This window comes from Caulobacter sp. (genome assembly GCF_965279145.1).
Taxonomy (GTDB): domain Bacteria; phylum Pseudomonadota; class Alphaproteobacteria; order Caulobacterales; family Caulobacteraceae; genus Caulobacter.
Map to the genome: position 1 here is coordinate 3,638,200 of NZ_OZ257139.1, position 22,675 is coordinate 3,660,874.

Sequence of the window (22,675 nt, forward strand, 5' to 3'; positions counted from 1 at the left end):
GCGGCGCGACACGCCATGGATCAAATCAAATCCGTATCCGCCGCCGCTCCGGGCCGGGGCGGCGGCGCGGTTCTTGTCGCCGTGTCGCTGATCCTGGCGGGGTGCGCCTCGACGGCGTCCTTCGCCCCGCCACCGCTTCCGACACCGCAGACCTTCTCCGGGCAACCGGAGGCCAAGGGTTCGGTCGGGGCGGTGGGCTGGCGGGATTTCTTCCAGGATCCGCAATTGCGGGGCCTGATCGAGACGGCGCTGGCGGATAATCGCGACGTCCGCATCGCGGCGGCTCGGCTGGACGAGGCGCGCGCCGCCCTTCGCATCGAGAGCGCGGCGCTCTATCCGAGCCTTGACGGCGTGGCGACATCGACCCGTGGACGCACCCCCGCCGACCTGTCGATCACGGGGCGGGCTCAGACGGGCGGCGAATACCGTTCGGTTCTCAGCGCCGGTTGGGAGATCGATTTCTGGGGCCGTCTGCGCGCTTCGCGCCAGGCGGCCTTGCAACAATATCTGGCCACCGATGAAGCCCGCCACGCCGTGGCGACGAGCCTGATCGCGCAGGTGGCGGGCCGCTATCTGCTGGAACGGGAATATGAGGAACGCATCGCCCTGGCCCGCCGCACGGTCGCCTCACGCGAGGAGTCCTTGCGCATCCTGCGCCGTCGCTACGAGGTGGGGGCGGGCTCCAAGCTGGAGATGACCCAGGCCCAGACGCTGCTGGCCCAGGCGCGAACGGCGGTCGAAGCGCTCGATCAGGACCAGGCGGTCAACCGACACGCCCTCGCCGTTCTGGTGGGACGGCCGGTGGAGATGGCTTCTGGCCCGCTGCAATTGTCCGAGGTGGGCCCCGATCTGCCGCTTCCCGCCGGCTTGCCCTCCGAGCTGCTCGTCAATCGTCCCGACGTCATCGCCGCCGAGCACCGCCTGCGGGCGGCCAACGCCAATATCGCCGCGGCCCGCGCGGCGTTCTTTCCCAACATCACCCTGACCGCCGCCGGTGGGACCGCCAGCGCGCAGCTGGATGGCCTGTTCAAGGGCGGCAGTCAGGCCTGGAGCTTCACGCCCAGCCTGGATCTGCCGATCTTCGACGGCGGTCGTCGCGACGCCAATCTCGATCTGAGCCTGGCGCGACGCGATATCGCGGTGGCGGACTACGAACGGACCGTTCAGGGCGCGTTCCGCGACGTCGCCGATGCGCTGGTCCAACGCCGGCAACTCGCGGCGCGGATCGCCGATGCGCGGGACATGCTCGCGGCTCTACAGGAGCGCGCGCGGCTCGCCGATCTGCGCTTCGCCAATGGCCGCTCGACCTATCTGGAGGTGCAGGACGCCCAGCGCGACCTGTTCGAGACCGAGCAGGCCCTGGTCCAGTTGCGTCGCGGCTATCTGACCAGCGGCGTTGCGCTCTATGCCGCGCTCGGCGGCGGGGCCGGCGACGACGCCTCTTTCCCACCTCCCCACCAAACCCTCAAGGAACCGGCGCGATGAAGGCCACAAGCAGACAATGGCTCGTGCGCGGCGGGGTCGTCGCGGCAGTGGTCGTCGTCGCGTTCCTCGGCTGGCGACTGTTGCGTCCGCCAGCGCTGCCCGAGGGCGTTGTCAGCGGCAACGGCCGGATCGAGGCGGTCGAGATCGACGTGGCGGCCAAGACCCCCGGCCGGGTCCGCGACGTCCTGGTCGACGAGGGCGCCTATGTGAAGGCGGGCCAGATCGTCGCCCATATGGACACCGACGTGCTGCAAGCCCAGCGCGCCGAGGCCGAGGCGCAGCATCAGCAAGCCCTCAACGCCATCGAGATCGCCAACAGCCAGGTGATCCAGCGCCAGAGCGAGCGCGCCGCCGCGTTCGCGGGGACCCGACAACGCCAGGCCGAACTGGACGCGGCGCGCCGTCGGCTGGCGCGATCAGACACCCTGGCGCGCGAAGGCGCGACCGCCATGCAGGAACGGGATGACGATCAGGCGCGGGTCGAGGGCGCGCAGGCGGCGCTCGAGGCCTCCAGGGCTCAGATGGCCGCCGTCGACGCGGCCATCGCCACGGCCCGTTCGCAGGTGATCGGCGCGCGCTCGAACGTCGACGCCGTGCTGGCCGCTTTGCGCCGGCTGGACGCCGACATCGCCGATAGCGCGCTGAAGGCGCCCCGCGACGGGCGGGTCCAGTTCCGAGTGGCTCAGCCGGGCGAGGTGGTGGCCGGTGGAGGGCGGGTGCTCAACCTGGTCGACCTGTCGGACGTCTACATGACCTTCTTCCTCCCAGAGACCGTGGCGGGGCGGGTGGGGCTCGGCACGGAGGTGCGGATCATCCTGGACGCCGCGCCTGACTATATCGTGCCCGCCAAGGTGTCGTTCGTCGCCGACGTCGCCCAGTTCACGCCCAAGACCGTGGAGACCCAGAGCGAGCGGCAGAAGCTGATGTTCAGGGTCAAGGCGCGGATCGATCCAGACCTCCTGCGGCGGCACATCCGTCAGGTGAAGACCGGCCTGCCGGGCATGGCCTATGTGCGGATCGATCCAAAGACCCCCTGGCCGGCCAAGCTTGAGCTCAAGACGCCATGACGGCCCAACCCGGCCCGGACGCTCCTGGACCCGGCGCGACGCCTCCGGTCGTCCGGCTTGCAGGGGTCAGTCTCGACTATCGGGGCACGCAGGCCCTGGACAACATCGATCTGGACATCCCGGCGGGCCGGATGGTGGCGCTGATCGGCCCCGACGGGGTGGGCAAGTCGACGCTGTTCTCGCTGATCGCTGGCGCGCGGGTCATTCCCTCGGGCACGGTGGAGGTGCTCGGCGGCGACATGGCCGACCGTCGACACCGCGAGACGGTATGCCCTCGCATCGCCTACATGCCCCAGGGGCTGGGCAAGAACCTCTATCCGACGCTGTCGGTCTTCGAGAACCTGGACTTCTTCGGCCGGCTGTTTGGCCAGGACGGGGCGGAGCGTGAGCGCCGGATCACCGACCTGCTGGACAGCACCGGTCTCGCGCCCTTCAGGGACCGGCCCGCCGGCAAGCTGTCCGGCGGCATGAAGCAGAAGCTGGGCCTGTGCTGCGCCCTGATCCACGATCCCGACTTCCTGTTGCTCGATGAGCCGACGACGGGGGTCGATCCGCTATCGCGGTCGCAGTTCTGGGATCTCATCGACCGCATCCGCGCCGCGCGGCCCAGCATGAGCGTGCTGGTGGCCACCGCCTATATGGAGGAGGCGGCGCGGTTTGACTGGCTGATCGCCATGGACGCCGGCAAGGTCCTGGCGACCGGCTCTCCCGACGCGCTCTATCAACGCACCGGCACGACCGATCTCGAACAGACCTTCATCGCGCTGCTGCCCGAGGAGCGCCGGCGCGGGGCCCAGCCCGTGACCATACCGCCGCGTCTGCATGCGGGCGAGGGCGACATCGCCATCGAGGCCAAGGGCCTGACCATGCGGTTTGGCGATTTTACCGCCGTCGACCAGGTGGATTTCCAGATCGAGCGCGGCGAGATCTTCGGGTTCCTGGGGTCGAACGGCTGCGGCAAGACCACCACGATGAAGATGCTGACCGGCTTGCTGCCCGCCACCGCCGGCGAGGCGCATCTGTTTGGCCGCCTGGTGAACGCGGGCGACATCCAGACCCGTCGGCGGGTTGGCTACATGTCTCAGGGCTTCTCGCTGTATTCGGAACTGACCGTCGCGCAAAACCTGGAGCTCCACGCGCAGCTGTTCGGGATGGAGGCGCGAGACATCCCGGATCGGATGGCCGAGATGGTCGAGCGCTTTGGACTGGCCGACCTGATGGACGCGCTACCGGACGCTCTGCCCCTGGGCCAGCGCCAGCGTCTCTCGCTGGCCGTCGCCATGATCCATAAGCCGGAAATCCTGATCCTCGACGAGCCGACCTCTGGCGTCGACCCCATCGCCCGCGACCAGTTCTGGCAGAGTATGATCGACCTGTCGCGGCGGGACGGGGTGACGATCTTCATCTCCACCCACTTCATGAACGAGGCGGCGCGCTGTGATCGCATCTCGCTGATGCACGCGGGCAAGGTGCTGGTCAGCGATGCGCCGGCGCGCATCGTTGAGCAGCAGGGCGCCAAGTCCCTGGAGGAGGCTTTCATCAGCTATCTGAAGGCGGCCGGGGGGGACGACGCCCCGCCGCCCGCGCCTGCGTCTCCCCCCAGCGATACGGTCGCTCAGCCGTCGCGCCCGCGGCGCGGCTGGCTGGGCGGCTTCAGTCCTCGGCGGATGATGAGCTATTCGCGGCGCGAGGCGCTAGAGCTGCGCCGCGACCCGATCCGGGCGACTCTGGCCCTGCTGGGCAGTGTCATCCTGATGTTCATCATGGGCTACGGCATCAGCATGGACGTCAAGGACCTGCCGTTCGCCGTGCTGGACCGCGACGGGACGACCACGAGCCAGGACTACGCGCTCAACATCGCCGGCTCGCCCTATTTCGTCGAGCGACGGCCGATCTTGGACTATGGCGAACTGGATCGGCGGATGCGGTCGGGCGAACTGAGCGTGGCGATCGAGATTCCACCCGGCTTCGCCCGGGATCTGCGCCGGGGCGACACTGTGGCGCTGGGCGTGTGGATCGACGGGGCCATGCCCCAGCGCGCCGAAACCGTGCGGGGCTACATCCAGGCGCTGCACGCCCAGTGGTTGAGCGACATGTCCGTTCGAGAGCTTGGGGTGCGGCCATCGACCGGCTTGATCAACATCGAAACCCGCTATCGCTACAATCCCGACGTCAAGAGCCTGGTGGCGATCGCGCCCGCGGTCATCCCCGTGTTGCTGCTGCTGTTTCCGGCCATACTGACGGCGCTGAGCGTCGTGCGGGAAAAGGAGCTGGGCTCGATCATCAACTTTTACGTCACCCCGGTTACGGCGGTGGAATTTCTGCTGGGCAAGCAGATGCCCTATGTGGCGCTAGCGATGCTGAACTACGTCCTGTTGGTCCTGCTGTCGCTGTCGACCTTCCGCGTGCCGATCACCGGTGATCTCATGGCGATGACCGTGGGGGCCTTGCTCTATGTCCTATCCTCGACGGCGCTCGGCTTGCTGTTCTCGATCTTCATGCGCAGCCAGATCGCCGCATTGTTCGCCACCGCCATCGGCACGATCCTGCCGGCCGTGCAGTTTTCGGGACTGATCAATCCGGTCTCGTCGCTGGAGGGCGCCGGGGCGGTCATTGGCCGCGTCTTCCCGACCAGTCATTTCGTCACCATCTGCCGCGGCGTGTTCTCCAAGGGACTGGGGTTTTCCGATCTCCAGCCGGAACTGCTGAGCCTGGCGGTCACCTTCCCGCTGCTGCTGGCCGCCTGCGTCATGTTGCTCAAGAAACAGGAACAATAGGGTGCGCGGGGCCAACATCCTGAGATTGGGCGTCAAGGAACTGCGCAGCGTCGGGCGTGATCCGATGATGCTGGTCCTGATCGTCTTCTCCTTCTCGTTCTCCATCTACATGGCGGCGACGGGCATCCCCGAGTCCTTGCACAAGGCGCCGATCGCGATCGTCGACGAGGATCATTCCCAGCTCTCCGATCGCATGGTCGGCGCGTTCTATCCGCCTTATTTCACGCCGCCGGCCGTGGTCAGTCAGGACGCGGTCGATGGCGGCATGGATGCGGGCGAATACACCTTCGCGGTCGATATCCCTCCCGATCTTCAGCGCGACGTGCTGGCCGGCCGCCGACCGACGGTGCAGGTCAATGTCGACGCCACGCGGATGAGCCAAGCGTTCAGCGGCGCTGGCTACATCCAGCAGATCCTCGGCGCGGAGGTCCTGGAGTTCGTCCAGCGTCATCGCGGCGTGACCGAGCCGCCCGTCACTCTGGCCCTGCGCGCTCGCTTCAATCCAACCCTGACCGAGGCGTGGTTCGGCTCGGTGATGGAGGTGATCAACAATGTCACCATGCTGTCGATCATCCTGACCGGCGCGGCCCTGATCCGCGAGCGCGAGCACGGCACGATCGAGCACCTGCTTGTTATGCCGGTCACCCCGCTGGAGATCATGGTCAGCAAGGTCTGGTCGATGGGGCTGGTGGTGCTGGTCGCTTGCGGTCTGTCGTTGCTGATCATGGTCGAGGGGGTGCTGGGCGTGCCGATCGAGGGCTCGGTGGCGCTGTTTCTGTGCGGCGCCGCCCTGCACCTGTTCGCCACCACCTCGATCGGCATCTTCATGGGCACCATCGCCCGTTCGATGCCGCAGTTTGGGCTGCTGCTGATGCTGGTCCTGCTGCCGCTGCAGATGCTTTCGGGCGGCATGACGCCGCGCGAAAGCATGCCGTCATTCGTTCAGACCGTCATGCTGGCCGCGCCGACCACCCATTTCGTCAAGCTCGCCCAGGCCATCCTATACCGAGGCGCGGGTCTGGAGGTGGTCTGGCCGCAGTTCCTGGCCATCGCGACCATTGGCGCGGTGTTCTTTGTCGTGGCCCTGACCCGCTTTCGCAAGGCGATCGGTACGATGGCCTAGGCTGGGACGGCGCGATCAAGGCGGGGCGCTATCGGCGCGCCGCCCTCTCTTTTCCGCCGTCACTCGGTTCCGGGGGCGCCTCAATTGGAGTTATGAGATGAAGCCTTTCAACATCGCTATGGCGGCCGTCGTCGTGTTGGCTGGCCCGGCGACCCTGGCTGCGGCCGCGCCGCGCGCCCAGCCCTCGGCGACCGCGCGATTGTCGGGGGATTCGGTCGCCTTGGGTGTCGGCTATGGCTGGGGAAGGGGTGTATTGTACTTTCAGGGCCGCAACACGCCCTTCACGCTCACCGGCGTGACCCTGATCGAGGCTGGCGCCGATCGCGTCGAGGGTGAGGCGGAGATCTACAATCTCAAACGCGTGGAGGACTTTCCTGGCCTCTACGCCGTCGCCGGCCGGAGCGGAGCGTTCGTGACCATGGGCGGCGGGACAGCCGTTCTGCGCAACGCCAAAGGCGTCGAAATCAGGCTCCACACCCAGAGCCAGGGCCTGAAGATCGCCCTGGCCGCAGGCGGTGTGAGCATCGCCCTGCGCTGAGCTCAAGGACGCGCCCGTGACGGCCCAAGGGGGCTTTACGGGCGCGCCAATTTTCAGGCGAGCGTTTCGAGCGCCAGGGCGACGCCCTGGCCGCCGCCGATACAGAGGGTGACGACGCCGCGCCTTAGCCCGTCACGCTTCATGGCGTGCAACAGGCGCGTCGTCAGGATCGCCCCGGTGGCGCCGATCGGATGGCCATGGGCGATGGCGCCGCCTTCGACATTGACGATGTCCTCGGCAAGCCCAAGCTCGCGCGTGACCGCGAGCGCGATGGCGGCGAAGGCCTCGTTGATCTCGATCCGCTCGATGTCGCCGACCGTCCACCCGGCCCGCGCCAAGGCCTGCCTGACCGCAGGGACGGGGCCGATGCCGAACAGGCCGGGCTCGACCGCCGCCACGCCATAGGAGACCAGTCTGGCCATGGGCGTTAGGCCGTGGGCCTCGGCAAAGGCGCGTTCGGCGACGATCATCGCCGCCGCTCCAGTATTGAGGCCGGGCGCGTTGCCCGCCGTGATGGTTCCATCTGTCCGGAAGGCGGGCCTTAGCTTGGCCAAGCTCTCAAGCGTGGTGTCGGGGCGATTGTGCTCGTCGCGCGAAAACGGCTCGGGCCCCTTTTTGCCCTTGATATCGACGGCGACAATCTCAGCATCGAATCTCCCCGCCGCCTGCGCCTGCGAAAAGCGCTGCTGCGAGCCCGCCGCCCAGCGGTCCTGGTCGTCGCGACTGATTTGATATTTCGTGACCAGATCCTCGGTATGCCACCCCGAATGCTGATTGGAAAAGGCGTCGTTGAGTCCGTCATGGAGCATAGCGTCGTAGATCTGGGCGTCTCCCATTCGGTAGCCCCAGCGGCCGCTCGTCATCAGGTAGGGGGCGGCGTCCATGTTCTCCATGCCGCCTGCGACGCCCGCTTCGACCAAGCCAAGCAAGACCTCTTGCGCCAGGGAAACGATCGCCTGGGCCCCCGATCCGCAAACCCGGTTGACCGTCATGGCGGGAACCTCGACCGGCGCGCCGCCAAGTATGGCAGCCTGACGGGCAGGGTTCATCCTGTTGCCGGCCTGAACGACATTACCCATGACCACGCTCTGCAGGCGGTTGGGATCGAGCTTGGACCGCTTGAGCGTTTCGCGCAGAACCGTTGCGCCAAGCTCGACGGCCGGGACGGACTTCAGGCTGCCGTTATAGGTTCCTATGGCGGTCCGGACAGGATCGCAGAGCACCACTTCTCGTCTAGCCACGTTTCACCTCTTTGCTGTTGACGTCATGATCTAGAATTTCCTCCTTGCGCCAAGCAGGCCTCCCGTCGCCGCAGCTTAAGGTCACATCGCCAAGCCAGACCCCGGGCGATGCAAGCCGCCGAGATCGGAGGACTAAGGCGCTCGGCCTTGCGCGTTCAAACCCAAGGTGCTGATCGTCTGGAGGGCGATCATGCGCTCCTCGTCGGTTGCAATGACCCGCACGGCGACCTTGCTGGCCGGTGTGCTGATCAGCGGGGCGTTGGCTTGGTTAGCGGCGGGCTCGATCACGATCCCCGCCCAGGCCAGCCGCTGGCAGATCAGCGCGCGGATGGCCGGATCGTTCTCGCCGATGCCGGCCGTAAACACCAAGCCGTCGAGTCCGGCCAGCGAGGAGATCAGGCCGCCGACTTCCCGCGCCACGCGCCAGGCGAAGAGGTCGATGGCTTCGGCGGCGCGCGGATCCTGGCTCTGGTGAAGCGTGCGCATGTCGCTCGAAACGCCGGAAACGCCCAGCAGACCACTCTGGGTGTAGAGCAGCCGTTCGACCTCGGCGACGCTCATGCCCTTTTGCGAGAGCAGATGCAGCACTACGCCCGGGTCGATCGCGCCGCAGCGCGTGCCCATCACCAGACCATCCAGCGCGGTGAAGCCCATCGTGGTGTCCAGGCTTTCGCCGTTCCGCATCGCGCACAGGCTCGCGCCACTGCCCAGATGGGCCATGATCACCCGGCCGCGGGCAAGGTCCGGATCGATATGGCCAAGCGCGCGGGCGATATAGTCGTAGGACAGGCCGTGGAAGCCGTAGCGGCGCACTCCCTCGTCATGCAGCGCGCGGGGCAGGGCGAACCGCGTGGCGATCTCGGGCGTCTGATGGTGAAAGGCGGTGTCGAAGCAGGCCACCTGCGGCAGGTCCGGCGCCAGGGTCTGGATGGCGCGGATGGCGGCCAGGTTGTGCGGCTGGTGCAGCGGCGCCAGGGAGCGGAAGGCGTCCAGTGCGGTCAGGACCTGATCATCGACCCGCACGGGAGCGGTAAACCGTCCGCCGCCATGCACGACCCGGTGTCCCAGCCCGACGATCTCGCGGCCTTCCAGGTGGGCGCCGGCCCAGGCGAAGAGATCCTGCAGCAGGGCCTCATGATCGAGGTCCGCGCCACCGTCCCAGGTGCGATCGACCAGGACGTCGCCGTTCAGATCGCGGGCTGCCAGATGGGGCGCCGTGCCGATGCCCTCCAGCTTGCCGGCCGCCACGCGGCTTGGGCCATCGCCTGTCAGGACGAACAGGGCGAACTTGATGCTCGACGAGCCGGCATTGAGGCTGACGATGGCGCGGCTCATGTCAGGCGCCCGCCGTCAGGCCCGGCGCCGCCTTGGTCGCGGCCCGAGCCATCAGCACGGCGACCGCGCAGGAGGCCAGGCGTGTGCGCAGGCTGTCGGCGCGGCTGGTGAGGATGATCGGCACGCGTGCGCCGAGCACGACCCCCGCCGCGTCAGCGCCGCCCAGAAAGGTCAGTTGCTTGGCCAGCATGTTGCCGGCCTCGAGGTTGGGAACGACAAGGATTTCCGCCCGCCCGGCGACCGGGGAGACGATCCCCTTTTCCTTGGCCGCCGCCTCGCTGATGGCGTTGTCGAAGGCCAGCGGGCCGTCCAGCAGGCCGCCGGTGATCTGCCCCCGGTCGGCCATCTTGCACAGCGCCGCCGCATCCAGGGTCGAGCGGATGGTCGGGGTCACCGTTTCCACCGCCGAGAGGATCGCGACCTTGGGCTGCTCGATGCCGATGACATGGGCCAGGTCGATCGCGTTGCGGATGATATCGGCCTTGTCCTCCAGAGTGGGCTCGATGTTGATCGCCGCGTCGGTGATGATCAGCAGCGTCGGGTGGCCCGGGACGTCCATCACATAGGCATGGCTGATGCGTCGCTCGGTTCGCAGGCCGGTCGCTGACGGGACGACCGCGCCCATCAGTTCATCGGTGTGCAGCGATCCCTTCATCAGCAGTTGGGCCTCGCCCGAGCGCACCAGCGCCACCGCCTGGGCCGCCGCCGCGTGGCTGTGCGGCGCCGCGACGATGCGATAGGCCGTGATGTCCTTGCCGGCCGCCTCGGCGGCCGATCGGATCTTGGCCTCCGGACCCACCAGGATCGGCGCGATGAGTCCAGCCTCCGCCGCCTCCACGGCGGCGGTGATCGCCGCGGCGCTGCAGGGATGGGCGATGGCGGTGGGCACGGGCTGGTGTCCCGTCGTCAGCGCCATCAATTGGCGATAGGCGTCGTGATCGGAAAGCTGGACATCGGGCAGAACGACGCGGGGACGGCGCACCTTCTCCGTCGGAGCGACCACCTCAGCCTGGCCCGTGATGACGTCCTGGCCATTCTGATTGGTGCAACGACAGTCGAGCCTGACGCGATGATGCTCCGCCAGTTTTTCGACCACCGTCACCGTCGCGGTGATGGTGTCGCCCAGGCCGACGGGATGCACGAACTTCAGGCTTTGGCTGAGATAGATCGCGCCGGGGCCGGGAAGTTCGGTGCCCAGCACCGCCGAGATCAAGCCGCCGCCCCACAGTCCATGGGCGATCACGCGGTGGAACATGTCGGTCGCGGCGTAGGCGGGGTCGAGATGGGCCGGATTGACGTCGCCGGACATCAGGGCGAACAACTGGATGTCCCGGTCGGCGAAGGTTCTCACGACGCTGGCAGTGTCACCGACGGCGATCTCGTCGAAGGTGCGGTTCTCGATGATGTCCGAAGCGCTCATGGGTCAGTGTTCCAGGACGTACTGGCCCGGAGCGTTCTCCAGCGGGGCGTAGCCCTTGTCCGCCGCGCCCATTGGCGGGGGCGAGACCAGGGCGCTGGAATGTTCATCCAGCCACGTGCCCCAGGCGGTCCACCACGAACCCTCCTGAAGCGGCGCCCGGGCGGCCCATTCCTCCGGATCAAGGGCCGCCCCGCCGGCTTCGCGGGTCAGCAACCGGTACGAACGGTGTGCGTGGCCCGGCTCGGAGACGATCCCAGCATTGTGTCCGCCGCTGGTCAGCGCGAAGCAGATCTCGGCGCCGCACAGACCGTGAATCTTGTGGACCGACCGCCAGGGGGCGACGTGATCACGCTCGGTGCCAACCACGAACATCGGCCCGCGCAAGGCCGATAGCGAGATGCTTCGGCCACCGACCTTGTAATGGCCCTCGGCCAGGTCGTCCTCCAGGAACAGATGGCGCAGATACTGGCTGTGCATGGCGTAGGGCATGCGCGTGCCATCGGCGTTCCAGGCCATCAGATCCGACATCGGCTCGCGCTCGCCCATCAGATAGGTGCTCAGCACCCGAGACCAGAGCAGGTCGTTGGAGCGCAGGATCTGGAAGGCGCCGCCCATCTGTGAACTGTCCAGATAGCCCCGGGTCCACATCATGTTCTCGAGCAAATTGAGCTGGGCCTCGTCGATGAACAGGCCAAGCTCGCCCGGTTCGCTAAATTCGGTCTGGGCGGCCAGCAGGGTCAGGCTAGCCAGGCGCTCATCGCCGTCGCGCGCCATCGCCGCCGCCGCGATCGACAGCAGGGTGCCGCCAAGGCAATAACCGACGCCGTGAACGGCGCTTGCCCCGGTGATGGCGCAGACGGCGTCGAGCGCCGCCATCGGTCCCAGGCGGCGATAGGCCTCCATGTCGAGGTTGCGATCCTCGCTTCCGGGATTGCGCCACGAGATCATGAACACCGTATAGCCTTGGCCCAGCAACCAGCGGACCAGCGAGTTCTCCGGCCGCAGGTCGAGGATGTAGTACTTCATGATCCAGGCCGGCGTGATCAGCACCGGCTGGGGCCTCACCAGCTTGGTGCTGGGCTCGTATTGGATCAGTTCGATCAGGTCGTTGCGATAGACGACCTTGCCGGGCGTCGTCGCCAGCGCCTCGCCGACGCCGAAGGCTTCGGTCCCTACAGGAGGCTCCCCCCGAACCATCCGCTGCATGTCTTCGAGCAGGTGCTTGCCGCCTTCGACCAGGCATTGGCCTCCAGACTCGATGATCCGCTTCTGCAGTACGGGATTGGTGAGGGGGTTGTTGGTCGGGGCGAAGACATCCAGGATTTGCCGGGTCGTGAACTGGACGACGTCCTGATGGTGGCGGCTGACGCCCGCCACGCCGGTGGTCGCGGCATGCCACCATTGCTGGTTTAGCAGAAAGCCCTGAGCCAGGAGGTTGAACGGAGCCTGATTCCAGGCGGGATCGTCGAACCGGTGATCCTGGGGCAGGGGGGCGATCGCGGGCGTGGCGGTCGGTTCGCTTGCGGACCGCAGCGCATAGTCGCCAAGGCGCGCGTACTTGCGCCCAGCCTTGGCCGCCAGTTGCATCTGCTTGCCCGGCGCTAGCGCCAGATGCACCGCCCAATCCGAGAAGGACTGCATCATCGTCGCTGGCGAAAGGCCGTGGAACGTTTGGGCCAGGGTCGCCGTGGCGGCCCGGTCGAGCATCTCGGCGATACCGTCGAGGGGGTCTGGGGGCGGCAGGGGGGCGAGGGCGGCGGTCATGGCCAAACTCCTGATCGGTTACCTTGGAGCGCGACCGCGAGCGGCGCGCGCCCATCCTTGCATCCGTTGATGACGACCCGGCGGCGCCCTCAATTTTCTAGCTGACGTCGCTCCCGTACCTGTAAGGTAACGGTAATGGTTAGGGAAGTTATTTGGGCCCCGACGCCCTCCCGTTTATCCCTTAAGGAGCGAGGGATATCGCCACCGTCGTCGGCCGGGCACACGCATCGACCGGCCGCCTTATCGTCTGGAGCACGCATGAAAGTCGCCCCCTTGCCGGTCGCCCTCAATGTCACCGGCGTAGCGGCGACCATGGCGCTGCTCTATGTCTTCAGGGCCTTGTTGTGGCCGCTGGCCATGGCTTTCGTGTTGGCGATCCTGATAAACGCCTTGGTCAGGGTGATCGTTCGCGCTTGGCCCTCGGCCGGCCGGTTGACGGTCATGGTGCTGGCCAGCGCGGTTGTCGCCGGCTTGCTCATGGTCGGCGTCGTCGCCGTTGTCAGCGGCGCGGCCGAGTTGGCCGGTCAACTGCCGCAGTTGGCGGTTCGTCTCAACGCCCTGTTCGAGCGGGCCGGCCAGTTGGTGAAGCTGGAGGGGGTGAGCTTGACGAGCCTGGCCTCCGGCCTGGATCTGCCGTCCCTCGCCGCCAGGGTCCTGGGCAGCCTGCAAGGCGCGGTTTCGGGGATGCTGCTGACGGTCCTGTTCCTGATCTTTATCCTCACCTCACGACATCTGATCCGAAACAAGATGCAGATCATCGCCAGCTTCCGACGCCCAACGGGAATGCCCTCGGTGTTGGAACGAACGGTAAAGGGTGTCGAGACCTATGTCTGGATCCAGACGGTAACCGGCTTGATGATCGCCGCCGCCTCGGGGGCGATCATGGCGCTGGCGGGCCTGGACAATGCGCTATTCTGGACCTTGGCGCTCTTTATGCTCTCCTACATACCGGTGCTGGGCGTAGGCGTCGGCAGCCTCGCGCCAGCCCTATTCGCATTGCTGCAGTTTCCCACAGTGTGGCCGGCGCTCGCCATCTTCCTGGGGATACAGGCTGTCTCATTCCTGGTCGGCAATCTCGTCCTGCCCAAGATGCAGGCCGCCAGCCAGAATATCGACCCGACCATCGGCCTCTTGGCTGTCGGGGTGTGGAGCGTTCTTTGGGGCATTCCAGGCGCCTTCCTGGCCATTCCGCTGACCTTGGCTCTGATGCTGCAGTTGGCGCAGTTCGAGAGCCTGCGCTGGATCGCCGTCCTGATCTCCAACGACGGTCATCCGATCAGCGACACCTTGGCCGTGGAAGTCGGGAGCCGGACTGTCCCATAGGGCGCGGCGTGAGCTCGGCTTGGCCAGACGGCCCGCAAGCGCCGCCGTCGGCCAGGGGGCAGAACGCGCGCTGACATAGCAATTTGCCTTATGGCGAAGAGTCTAGCCGGCCGCCCAGCCCCCGTCCGAAGGCAGGACGACGCCATTGATGTTTTCGGCCTCGTCGCTCAACAGCCAGAGAATATTGGCGGCCAGCGAGGCTGGCTCCGCCACGGGCGGCGCTTGGGCCTCCAGAAGCGGAGCGATCCGCGACCATCCATGGTCAGACCGACTGGCGCCGTTGATCGAGGTCCGCACGGGCCCCGGCGCGATAGCGTTTACCCTCACCCCCTTGGGCCCGTACATGAAGGCGGTGCTCTTGGTGAACCCTACCAGGGCATGTTTGGACGCGGTGTAGGCCACGCCCGCCGCCGAGCCGCGGAGCGAGGCCTCGGAGGCGACATTGACGATGGCGCCGCCGCCGGCGACGAGCATCACCGGAAGGGCGGCTCGGGTCAGTCGCATGACGGCCGTGACATTGACGGCGAAAACCCGCTCCCAGGTCGCGTCATCGACTTCCGCCGCGGGCAGGAAGCCGTCCATGACGCCGGCGACATTGGCCAGCCCATCAACGCGCGCCTCGCACGCGGCGAGGATGCGCTGCACGGTTTCTTCACGGGAGATGTCTCCGGCGATCGTCACGAGCGCGCTTGAGGACGTGGCGGCCGTCAAAGCCGCCAGCCGGCCTTCGGCCACGTCGCTGGCGATGACGCGCGCCCCTTCCTCCAAAAGCCGGGAGGCGGTGGCCCAGCCGATCCCAGCTCCCGCGCCCGTGACAATGACGGTCTTGCCGGCGAACCGGCCTTGGATGGGCGTCATGATTGATCTCCTTGATCATCCGCGCGATCGGGGCTCGAGCTCCGATCGCGCGGATGGTCCCTTGCGACCCGCCCTTAGAGTATTCGATCTTTTCGGGGCGATGGCGGCGATGCCTTGGCCGGCGTGCAATCGACCTTGGCGCAAAACCGCCGCTCCACGTCGGCGGCGACTTGCGGGGCCACGTCATACACCGCCTTTTCGAGCACCGGCAGCATGATCACGCGACCTTTTTCGAGCCACGCCTTGCCGGACGAACTGACATAGAAGCGATTAATGTCTTCCAGTTCCAGCTTGGTGAAGGTCAGGGCGCAGGCTTCGACCAGCTTGCCGATGATCGGAGCCTTGGCGGCCAGGAGAGCGCCCGACAGGGCGTCTCGATAGGCCGTCACCGCCGCGTCGCCCGGAGGCGACACGGCGATGAGCCGATCATAGGTTTCCTCGACCGCTTCGTTGATCTGCTTGTCCATATCGCCTTCCAGGCCTGACAAGCTCACCGACTGGGCGCAGAGCGACCGGCGTGCGGCAAGATCGGCTGGCGAGGGGGTCTGGGCCCGCGCCGCCCCGCTGCTGACGGCGAGGAGAGCAAGCGCGCCCAGCGAAAGGCGAGCGCTGATTAAGCTAAATCGAGACACTGGGTTTTCCTGTCTGGATGAGAGAAGCGCAGATCGGGGTCAGGACTTCGAGGGGCGGTTGGCTTCGATCCAGCGGCGCGCATCGTCGAGCCACGCCTGGACTTGAGCGGCGGCCTCTTCCTTGCTGATTTGGTAGCGCGCCTCCAAATCGGTGATCAGATCCCCGACGTTCGCCTCAACCACTTCGCGCAAATCTTCCGCCTTGGCGCGGCCGTCCTGCAAGCGGACGCGCAGGTTGGTCCAGCGATCCTGCAGGACATCGTTGAAGCGCAGCCACTGCGCTTCGATCAGGGCCTGGGGTTGAGCATCCGCACGCCAGCGGTCGAGTTGTTTGTTCGCCTCGTCGAGCGTCAGGCCGAACTCGCGCTGCAGGAGGCCAGCGATTTCGGTGAGCTCGCCCTTGATCGCGCCTTCCTTGTCATTGAAAGCCTCCGACCAGAGTTGGTGAATGCGGCCCGAGATGATCTTCCACTGGCCTTCGATCTCATGCTTGTTGACCATTTTGTGCTCCTGGAGTTGCGGTGAGGGCGTTTGCGGGCCGGTCAAGCTTCAAGGCCGACCGCGGATAAATCGATCGGCGGGCGACGCGGTGGTCATGATCCGTCCGTGCTCGTGAAGATCATGGCGCGTGGCAGGGCGCGCCGAGTCGCTGCGCCGCAGTCACCGCTCACGCCGCGAAGCGGCGGGGCGGCGACTGCGGCGCCCTCGGGGGGAGGTGGTGAACTTGTAGGATAACGGTAACGAATAGGGAAGTTATTTAGGGGCCTGGGCGGCTCAAATTCTCCCTTAAGGACATTCGAGGGGCGCCGAGGCGAAGCCGAGACGGAAAGCGCGCAGGGCAGAGCCAAGACAATCACGACGGAGGCGGCGGCGCCGCCTTCCGCTCGCCCGGGGGCGGCCATGTTGGTCGCGAGCCGCCCCTCAAAGGCGGCGGGGGCTGCGCGGGGCGAGGTAGCCTTCGACCTCCTGGAAGATGGCGGCCATGGCGGTGTGCGCGGGTTCCCCGTCGGTGTCGATGGCGCCCTGAGCCAACACCAGCGCCAAGCGATCACGTGCACGGCTGACACGGCTCTTTATGGCGCCAAGTCTCGCGCCGGTCACCTTGACCAGTTCCTCGTAGGACAGGCCCGCGCCAATCAAGATCAGCACTTCTCGATGCTCGGGACTTAACATGTTCAAGGCCCTGCGCAGTTCGTCCAATTCCAGCCGCGCCGTGGGATTGGATGTGAAGATGAGCGTCCGCTCCGCGACCTCGGGGTCCAGCGGCCGCGAGCGCCAAGACCGTCGCTTGAGCGAGTAGAACTGGTTGCGAAGGATCATATAGGTCCACCCCCTCATGTTGGTGCCGGGCGTATAGGAGCCGCGCGATGCGAGGGCCTTGGCCAGCGTGTCCTGCGCCAGGTCATCGCCCAGCACTGGATCATGGCTTAGCGCGCGTCCAAAGGCGCGCAGGTGGGGAACAAGAGCGACAAGCTCGCGGTCGAACGCGGCTTCATCGGGGGCGGACGCGACAGCCATTCTCGACCTCAGTTCACTTTAACGGTACTATCTGGTTTCGTATTGGATCTGGTGATTGTTTACAATGGCCGCTGCTGCTTCGGCGTCTCCACGGGTCGAAGACCGCTATCGGCATCCGGCCCGAAACCAGACCCTATATCGCGACCAAAGGGCGTACCGGTGTCGGCGGCCGCACCCCCCGGTTTCGCCGCCGTCAGGGGACGGCGCGGGCGGGTGGCGTCGCTGACGGTCCCCGCGCCGATGGCGACGGCGATGAAGGCTCTGCGAGATTGGCGACCGAGCGCCAAGCTTGCCCGGACATCCCGCTGTTGCGGCCGGCCTCGAACAAGGCGCGCATGGCGTTCTGGTTGAAATCGAGGCTGCTGGCCTGCAGGTCGCTGGGTATCGACGCCACGTAGATCGCCATGCCGTTGCGTTTGGCGAAGGCGACGTTGACGGCCAAGTGGGCGCGAAGCGACGCCTTGCTGCCGCTGTCGTAGCTGCGCTTGAGAATATCAGGCAAGCGCCCGCGGGTGATCTGCCGGTCAGGCGTGACCTTGCTGTTGACCAGGACATAGAGGCCGCTACCGGCGGCCAACGAGCTTGGCGCGGTCCACAGCAGTAGACCCTCGGGCACGGCGAGGAAGGGCGTGTTGACGCCGCCGTCGACATGCATCTCGCCGACCACGCGGCCGTCCGACGATCGGGCGCCGATGATCACCGGCGGGAAAACCCCCGGAATGCTCGCCGACGCCAGCAGCACATCGCGAAAAAGGCGAAGACCCTGGGGGCCGCCTTGAGTGGCGATCAGGCCCATGTCCCAGATGATGGTCTCTTCCGTGTCGAGATTGGTGGTGACCACCAGCAAACGCCGTCCCTTTGCGTGCTCGGCGGCGATCTGCGACAACATCTGCGGCGTCACGCTGTGCTGGATCAAGTCGCGCAGGGTGGTCGGGCTGTAGATGCTGGGCGCCACCAGCGCGGCCAAGCGCCGCCAGTTCAGGAGCTGATGCGCTTGTCCGCCAGCATAGGCTGCTGCGAGTTCGTCGTCCCATTCAGGGCCCAGGAAGGCGAAGGGCGCCGTCAATGCGCCCGTGCTCACACCGGTGACAATGGGAAATGAGGGTCGATCGCCTGTCTTCGTCCAGCCAACGATGACGCCCGCGCCGTAGGCCCCGTTGGCGCCGCCTCCCGAAATCGACAGGATCGACGCGTCTCCAGAGGCCGACATCCGGCCGGAAATCTCGCCCTCCAGAGCCCGCAGACGCACGCCGTCCCTGGCGTTGATGCGCGGATCGGCCACCGCCCTCAGCGGGACCGGCGCCCGCAGGACGCCATCTTCCGGTCGAGAGATCGTTCCGCAGGCCGCCAACCCCAGCGACACCGTCGCCAGCGTTAGGGCGAGCCAAGTCGATGTCCATTTCATCACTTACCTCGTTGCAATGGCGTTGGAGGCAATTTGATTGTCGCCAACGCCTTTGGATGTGACGAGGCCGAACTTGACCGCGCGCCTCGAAGCGAAATCTGCGCTGGCCGGAGACGTCTGCACGCCGGGGCGGGGGCGCCAGCGATATGACGTTTTAGCCCGCTGAGCCACGGCGCGACGAAGGGGCGATGCCTTACCGCACCGCGCGCTGGCGGGTGATCGCCCGGTTCCCCATCAAGCCGTCGAGCGCTCGCGCCTATTTGGCGATGGCGCGCAGCCGGATCCCGAGCGCCACCAAGGCGAAGCCAAACACCAAGGCGTATGTGCCGATAGCGCCAAGAATGGCCAAAGCTCCAAGGCCCGGAATCAGGATCATGCCAATCCCCAGGACGATAGACAGGACGCCGGCCGTAGCCAGAAGCCATTCATTGTGGATGACCCTGCGCAGCGAAACCGCGCCGATGATCTCCAGTACCCCGCGGACGATTGCCCAGATCCCGATCAGGATGACGATCGCGACCGTAGTGACGTCCGGCCACAGCAGGGCCGCGGCGCCCGCCAGAATATTGACCAGACCCGCGCCGCCGAGCCACCAAGTCGACCGGCGGGCGCCGCCCCGAAGGGCGGCGATCAGACACAAGACCCCGTCGAAGATCGCGTAGGCCGCGTAGGCGGCGACAAGCACAAACAACGAGATGCCCGGCCAGGTGAAGGTCATCACGCCGAATAGGATCGCGGCGACGCCCCGCAGGAGGATCGGCCACCAAGTCTGACGCACCGCCAACTTCAGGGGCGGGGCGATCACAGGATGGTCTAAGGTCGGCGGCATGTGCAGGGTCTCCAAAAAGCGGGACAACGAACTCGCTTCCCTCGGCAAGGTCCTGCCGCTCGGCATTGCGGGCCCTTGGCGACAAAGGCGCCTGCGAGGCTAGAGCTCGATCTTGGGTCGCTGGCCATTAACGACATCGAGCGTCTGGATCGCTAACGAGCTATCTGCCTTCTATGATAACGGTAATCAATAGGGAAGTTATTTGATCACTTCGACGCTGTCGCTTGCCCTTCAACCTCGCATCCGTCGATGGTCAACGCGACCGCCAGGCCTTTGGCCGAATGCCGGGTGCGCAAGACGGCCAGGTCTTGTTCTCGCGCCGTGGAGATCAGCCCCAGATCGAGGCCTTCGAAGCCGGCCTCCAGCACCATGTCGGTCGCGCCGCTGTCGACCCGCAGCCGCAGCGTCTGAAGTCCGACATGGCGCTGGCTGAGGGACACCAGGCGCAGCGACCGCACACCGAGGCGAAGTTCGTCGGCCTCGACGTATCGGCACTCCGTCGAGACGAGCCCCCGCCGCAGGTGCAGGATCATCCGATGGTCGGAGATCTCATCGGGGTCGTGGGCGATGGGCCCCGACGATGTCGCAAGGCGAATACGCAACCAGTCGGGACCCGGCGCGCGCGCCGATACCGAGTGGGGCGGTGATGCGGTGTCGAAGAGGCCCGCGACATAGGTGCGGCCCGGCCGATGCGCCCCTCGCCGCGCGTCAAGGCGCGCACGCCCCGCACGCCCAGGAAGCCGTTGGAGATAGTCAGGCGGGTTTCCCGACTGCTCTGGCGAAGGGGGGCGTACCCCGTTTCGGTCAGTAGCCTGATCCGGAGGCTCCAGTGGATCGGTGTTCAGGGGACTATCGTACTGCACCCGTCAACCGGCCGCGCAAGAGGGGCGCGCAGATCACAGGGTCAGGCGCGATCGCGCGGGATCAGGCTGAGGCGGAGCTTGAGCCCGGGGGCGTGCCTGAGTTTCAAACCGGGTGACTGCGCGCAACGGCTCGGGTGGGGGGACTCCCCACCATTTAACAAGCGTGATTTGCCGCCGCGGATACCGGCGAGGCGCTCACCCAGGGTGTGAACAAGGTCTGGGTTTTGAGCATGGCGCTTGGACCGCCCAGAAGCGATCCGCACGCGCTTTGTTGGATCTTGGATCTTGGATCTTGGATCTTGGATCTTGGATCTTGGATCTTGGATCTTGGATCGGTTGGGGCGGGCACCTCGGGCGCCGCGCGGGCGACCGCGCTCTACGGCGCCGGCTTGGCCGGACGCCGCCAAGCCCGCTTCGCGGTCTTGGCCCATGCGGGTGACGATCGCGGGCGCGAGCGGCTCCAGGCGCCGCGCTCGCTTGACCAAACATCGACGAGGCCGAAAAGCGCCTTGTGACGCCGGAGGGGAGAGAGCGGGCCGCGCGCTAGCGGAAGGGGCGGTGTTCCTGCAGGCCATCGTTGCTTCTGTCTCGCCGACGACCAATGATCTTGGCGTCGTCGCAGCTGACCAGACTCCGGCGATCCCAAGCGTCCAGTTCCTCCACGGGATAGAGCACCGCCTTGCCGATCTTCACGAACGGCGGACCGATGCGTTGCGCGCGCCAGTTCTCCAGGGTGCCGACCGAGACCAGGTTTCGGTAGCGTTCGGCGACCTCGTCGGTGGCCAGGTACTTCGCATCGGCCATTTGCCTGCTTCCGCGTTAGGGCGTCCCGCCGCCGGCCAGGCGCTTTTCTTCCGCGGCGCCGACCGTCGGTCAGGTCCGAAGCTTGGGGTTTGCGCCGATCGTGGCAAGAGGCGCGCGGCCGCAACGCGGCCAAAGCGTGCTTGGCCGGGGCCTGGGCGAGGAAAGCCCTCGCTCCCCCGCGAAGACGAGCGCGAGGCCCTGGCTTGTCGCCCTCAGCCGGGGCCGCCGTCAGCCGCGCCGGAGGCTAGCAGGTCGCGGTATCCGGTCTGGGTCATCCATCGGGCGCGGGCCAGGTGGCTTTCCCAGCACCGATGGCAAAGATCCGGCGCCGTCTCGGGATCGCGTCCCAGGACCAGCCGTGTCGCCTCGCGCCAGTCGGCGCCGTCCTGGTCGGCGTCAAGCAGCCGCAGATAGGTCACCAAGTGACGCTTGTCGTAGTCGGTGAGCGTCTCCGACAACGGCGCCTCGTCGGCCACGGGATGTTCGAGCTGGGACGTCAACCTAAAGCCTCTGCGTACGGGTGCGACGGCGCGTCAGCCTATCAGGCGCGTCCTCTAAGGCCCTAGTCTCAAGCCGCCGACGGCGTCCATGGCAAACTTCACACGGGCGCTTGCCGGGCGGCCAAGGCTCGACAGGCCGCGCGCCGTGAGAAAAACTTTTCCCGTGAGAACGACGAGCGGCCGACATGGACGATGTCCAAGCCTGCGCGCCTGACTGGAGAGACGCGCAAACCTACGAGGGGCTCCTGGGCGCCGAACTGGCGGTCTGGGCCTGGGAGTTCGCGCGGCGCGGGTTTGAACAGTCCGGCGGCGCGGCCGCGCTCGCGCCGCAAGCGGGCAGGGCGCCTGAGCTGTGCTTTGTCGGCGACGGGCCGCCCGGCGATCCCCTGCCCATCGCCCTGTGGCGGTGGCAGGCGGACGGCTCGGCGCCGGTCTTCAGTGTCGAGCCGGCCGGCGCGCACGACCCGGACGCCATCAACCTCAAGGGTCTGGACGTCGCGACCTTGGTGGTGCGCACGGCCGACGGCGACCAGCACGTCCTGGTCAGCGACGGCGCGCGCCGCCTGCGTTTGGCGGTGGTCCAGGGCGATGTTCTGGCCGGTCCGTCGGCCTTTCGCTTTCATTTGCCGGCCTTGGCCCTGGGTGTCGGATCGCTTGACGGCCTGCGCCGGCTGGTCGCTTTGCGCGACACCGGGCGCCTGGAGCCGGGGGGCGCGCCGGCGCCGGGCAAGGCCCCCCGCTGGCTGCAAATCCTGCGGGCCCATGACGCGCGCCGCGACGGCGCCAGCCACCGCGACATCGCCGTGTCCCTGTTCGGGGAGGCCCGGGTTCGTGAGGATTGGGGACCCGGCTCGGACTACATGCGCATGCGCGTTCAGCGTCTGGTGCGGGCGGCGGAACGGACGGTGTCCGGTGGCTACCGGGCGCTGTTTGGCCTGCGCCGCACGGGGCTGGAACCGTCCCGCGTGGTCGAGGTTTGGCGCTCGCCCCGATGGCTGGGGACGTAGCCGCGACGGCTTCTTTGCGTCGTCACTTTCCTGGGGACATCTTCTTCGCCACTTCAATCGCGGCACGACTTGCGCCAGCTTTCGGGAATGCCGTGCCAAAATTCGGTTGGGCTCTCCCGGACTATGGCGTTGCCCCCGTCCGCGCCAAGAAAATCGTGATCTGGGCTGGTCTGGAAAGGCGACGCC

At 66.8% G+C, this 22,675-nt stretch carries 20 protein-coding genes; 7 read left to right on the forward strand and 13 right to left on the reverse strand.

All coding sequences use genetic code 11. The features are described from left to right. The first annotated feature begins 15 nt into the window (after positions 1-15). From ACQY9P_RS16955 to ACQY9P_RS16975, 5 genes are all read left to right on the forward strand, one after another. The gene (locus ACQY9P_RS16955; RefSeq protein WP_421738043.1) at positions 16-1,485 is read left to right on the forward strand and encodes an efflux transporter outer membrane subunit; all 1,470 of its coding nucleotides are present in this window, start codon (positions 16-18) and stop codon (positions 1,483-1,485) included. Beyond that, positions 1,482-2,552 (forward strand): HlyD family secretion protein, encoded by a 1,071-nt coding sequence (locus ACQY9P_RS16960; RefSeq protein ID WP_421738042.1) that lies wholly within the window; start codon positions 1,482-1,484, stop codon positions 2,550-2,552. Before ACQY9P_RS16955 ends, ACQY9P_RS16960 begins: the two co-directional genes overlap by 4 nt. Then, positions 2,549-5,329, forward strand: coding sequence for a ribosome-associated ATPase/putative transporter RbbA (gene rbbA, locus ACQY9P_RS16965; RefSeq protein ID WP_421738041.1), 2,781 nt, complete (start codon positions 2,549-2,551; stop codon positions 5,327-5,329). The genes ACQY9P_RS16960 and rbbA overlap by 4 nt, the downstream gene beginning before the upstream one ends. A 1-nt stretch (position 5,330) precedes the next feature. Continuing rightward, on the forward strand, positions 5,331-6,452 hold the full coding sequence (locus ACQY9P_RS16970) for an ABC transporter permease (RefSeq protein ID WP_421738040.1): 1,122 nt from the start codon (positions 5,331-5,333) through the stop codon (positions 6,450-6,452). A 97-nt stretch (positions 6,453-6,549) separates the two neighbouring features. Then, entirely contained in the window at positions 6,550-6,990 is a 441-nt protein-coding gene (locus tag ACQY9P_RS16975) for a hypothetical protein (RefSeq protein WP_421738039.1), read from the forward strand. A gap of 53 nt (positions 6,991-7,043) precedes the next feature. Here the strand turns inward: ACQY9P_RS16975 and ACQY9P_RS16980 are convergent, their stop codons facing one another. The 4 genes from ACQY9P_RS16980 to ACQY9P_RS16995 all read right to left on the reverse strand — a co-directional run bounded on the left by ACQY9P_RS16980 (position 7,044) and on the right by ACQY9P_RS16995 (position 12,750). Then, positions 7,044-8,231 (reverse strand): thiolase family protein, encoded by a 1,188-nt coding sequence (locus ACQY9P_RS16980; protein ID WP_428150558.1) that lies wholly within the window; start codon positions 8,229-8,231, stop codon positions 7,044-7,046. 132 nt (positions 8,232-8,363) lie between these two features. Further along, positions 8,364-9,566: an acetate/propionate family kinase gene (locus ACQY9P_RS16985; protein WP_421738038.1), complete on the reverse strand. Its 1,203-nt coding sequence runs from the start codon at positions 9,564-9,566 to the stop codon at positions 8,364-8,366. 1 nt (position 9,567) lies between these two features. Beyond that, a complete protein-coding gene (locus ACQY9P_RS16990) occupies positions 9,568-10,986 on the reverse strand; it encodes a bifunctional enoyl-CoA hydratase/phosphate acetyltransferase (protein WP_421738037.1) in 1,419 nt (472 codons plus the stop codon). A gap of 3 nt (positions 10,987-10,989) precedes the next feature. After that, positions 10,990-12,750, reverse strand: a complete 1,761-nt coding sequence (locus ACQY9P_RS16995) for a PHA/PHB synthase family protein (protein ID WP_421738036.1) — start codon at positions 12,748-12,750, stop codon at positions 10,990-10,992. A 258-nt stretch (positions 12,751-13,008) separates the two neighbouring features. On the opposite strand from ACQY9P_RS16995, the gene ACQY9P_RS17000 reads away from it, so the two are divergent. After that, the gene (locus ACQY9P_RS17000; protein WP_421738035.1) at positions 13,009-14,073 is read left to right on the forward strand and encodes an AI-2E family transporter; all 1,065 of its coding nucleotides are present in this window, start codon (positions 13,009-13,011) and stop codon (positions 14,071-14,073) included. A 102-nt stretch (positions 14,074-14,175) separates the two neighbouring features. On the opposite strand, the gene ACQY9P_RS17005 is transcribed toward ACQY9P_RS17000, so the two are convergent. From ACQY9P_RS17005 to ACQY9P_RS17045, 9 genes are all read right to left on the reverse strand, one after another. Beyond that, a complete protein-coding gene (locus tag ACQY9P_RS17005) occupies positions 14,176-14,931 on the reverse strand; it encodes an SDR family NAD(P)-dependent oxidoreductase (protein WP_421738034.1) in 756 nt (251 codons plus the stop codon). A 74-nt stretch (positions 14,932-15,005) separates the two neighbouring features. Further along, positions 15,006-15,398 (reverse strand): hypothetical protein, encoded by a 393-nt coding sequence (locus tag ACQY9P_RS17010; protein ID WP_421738033.1) that lies wholly within the window; start codon positions 15,396-15,398, stop codon positions 15,006-15,008. Positions 15,399-15,602: 204 nt separating this feature from the next. Continuing rightward, positions 15,603-16,064: a CsbD family protein gene (locus tag ACQY9P_RS17015; protein WP_421738032.1), complete on the reverse strand. Its 462-nt coding sequence runs from the start codon at positions 16,062-16,064 to the stop codon at positions 15,603-15,605. A gap of 420 nt (positions 16,065-16,484) precedes the next feature. Next, the gene (locus ACQY9P_RS17020; protein WP_421738031.1) at positions 16,485-17,081 is read right to left on the reverse strand and encodes a sigma-70 family RNA polymerase sigma factor; all 597 of its coding nucleotides are present in this window, start codon (positions 17,079-17,081) and stop codon (positions 16,485-16,487) included. 193 nt (positions 17,082-17,274) lie between these two features. Beyond that, entirely contained in the window at positions 17,275-18,363 is a 1,089-nt protein-coding gene (locus ACQY9P_RS17025; protein ID WP_421738030.1) for a patatin-like phospholipase family protein, read from the reverse strand. Positions 18,364-18,742: 379 nt separating this feature from the next. Next, positions 18,743-19,342 (reverse strand): HdeD family acid-resistance protein, encoded by a 600-nt coding sequence (locus ACQY9P_RS17030; protein ID WP_428150564.1) that lies wholly within the window; start codon positions 19,340-19,342, stop codon positions 18,743-18,745. Positions 19,343-19,521: 179 nt separating this feature from the next. Further along, the gene (locus tag ACQY9P_RS17035) at positions 19,522-20,178 is read right to left on the reverse strand and encodes a hypothetical protein (protein WP_421738028.1); all 657 of its coding nucleotides are present in this window, start codon (positions 20,176-20,178) and stop codon (positions 19,522-19,524) included. 543 nt (positions 20,179-20,721) lie between these two features. After that, positions 20,722-20,982 (reverse strand): helix-turn-helix domain-containing protein, encoded by a 261-nt coding sequence (locus tag ACQY9P_RS17040; RefSeq protein WP_421738027.1) that lies wholly within the window; start codon positions 20,980-20,982, stop codon positions 20,722-20,724. Between the two features lie 212 nt (positions 20,983-21,194). Beyond that, positions 21,195-21,482, reverse strand: a complete 288-nt coding sequence (locus ACQY9P_RS17045; RefSeq protein WP_421738026.1) for a DNA -binding domain-containing protein — start codon at positions 21,480-21,482, stop codon at positions 21,195-21,197. 185 nt (positions 21,483-21,667) lie between these two features. On the opposite strand from ACQY9P_RS17045, the gene ACQY9P_RS17050 reads away from it, so the two are divergent. Continuing rightward, on the forward strand, positions 21,668-22,489 hold the full coding sequence (locus tag ACQY9P_RS17050) for a DUF2285 domain-containing protein (RefSeq protein WP_421738025.1): 822 nt from the start codon (positions 21,668-21,670) through the stop codon (positions 22,487-22,489). The last annotated feature ends 186 nt before the right edge of the window (positions 22,490-22,675 follow it).

Bases quoted from the DNA above. Each gene is read 5' to 3' on its own strand.
- ACQY9P_RS16955 (WP_421738043.1), top strand. From the start codon at position 16: ATGGATCAAATCAAATCCGTATCCGCCGCCGCTCCGGGCCGGGGCGGC.
- ACQY9P_RS16960 (WP_421738042.1), top strand. From the start codon at position 1,482: ATGAAGGCCACAAGCAGACAATGGCTCGTGCGCGGCGGGGTCGTCGCG.
- rbbA (WP_421738041.1), top strand. From the start codon at position 2,549: ATGACGGCCCAACCCGGCCCGGACGCTCCTGGACCCGGCGCGACGCCT.
- ACQY9P_RS16975 (WP_421738039.1), top strand. From the start codon at position 6,550: ATGAAGCCTTTCAACATCGCTATGGCGGCCGTCGTCGTGTTGGCTGGC.
- ACQY9P_RS16985 (WP_421738038.1), bottom strand. From the start codon at position 9,566: ATGAGCCGCGCCATCGTCAGCCTCAATGCCGGCTCGTCGAGCATCAAG.
- ACQY9P_RS16990 (WP_421738037.1), bottom strand. From the start codon at position 10,986: ATGAGCGCTTCGGACATCATCGAGAACCGCACCTTCGACGAGATCGCC.
- ACQY9P_RS16995 (WP_421738036.1), bottom strand. From the start codon at position 12,750: ATGACCGCCGCCCTCGCCCCCCTGCCGCCCCCAGACCCCCTCGACGGT.
- ACQY9P_RS17000 (WP_421738035.1), top strand. From the start codon at position 13,009: ATGAAAGTCGCCCCCTTGCCGGTCGCCCTCAATGTCACCGGCGTAGCG.
- ACQY9P_RS17005 (WP_421738034.1), bottom strand. From the start codon at position 14,931: ATGACGCCCATCCAAGGCCGGTTCGCCGGCAAGACCGTCATTGTCACG.
- ACQY9P_RS17010 (WP_421738033.1), bottom strand. From the start codon at position 15,398: ATGGACAAGCAGATCAACGAAGCGGTCGAGGAAACCTATGATCGGCTC.
- ACQY9P_RS17015 (WP_421738032.1), bottom strand. From the start codon at position 16,064: ATGGTCAACAAGCATGAGATCGAAGGCCAGTGGAAGATCATCTCGGGC.
- ACQY9P_RS17020 (WP_421738031.1), bottom strand. From the start codon at position 17,081: ATGGCTGTCGCGTCCGCCCCCGATGAAGCCGCGTTCGACCGCGAGCTT.
- ACQY9P_RS17040 (WP_421738027.1), bottom strand. From the start codon at position 20,982: ATGGCCGATGCGAAGTACCTGGCCACCGACGAGGTCGCCGAACGCTAC.
- ACQY9P_RS17050 (WP_421738025.1), top strand. From the start codon at position 21,668: ATGGACGATGTCCAAGCCTGCGCGCCTGACTGGAGAGACGCGCAAACC.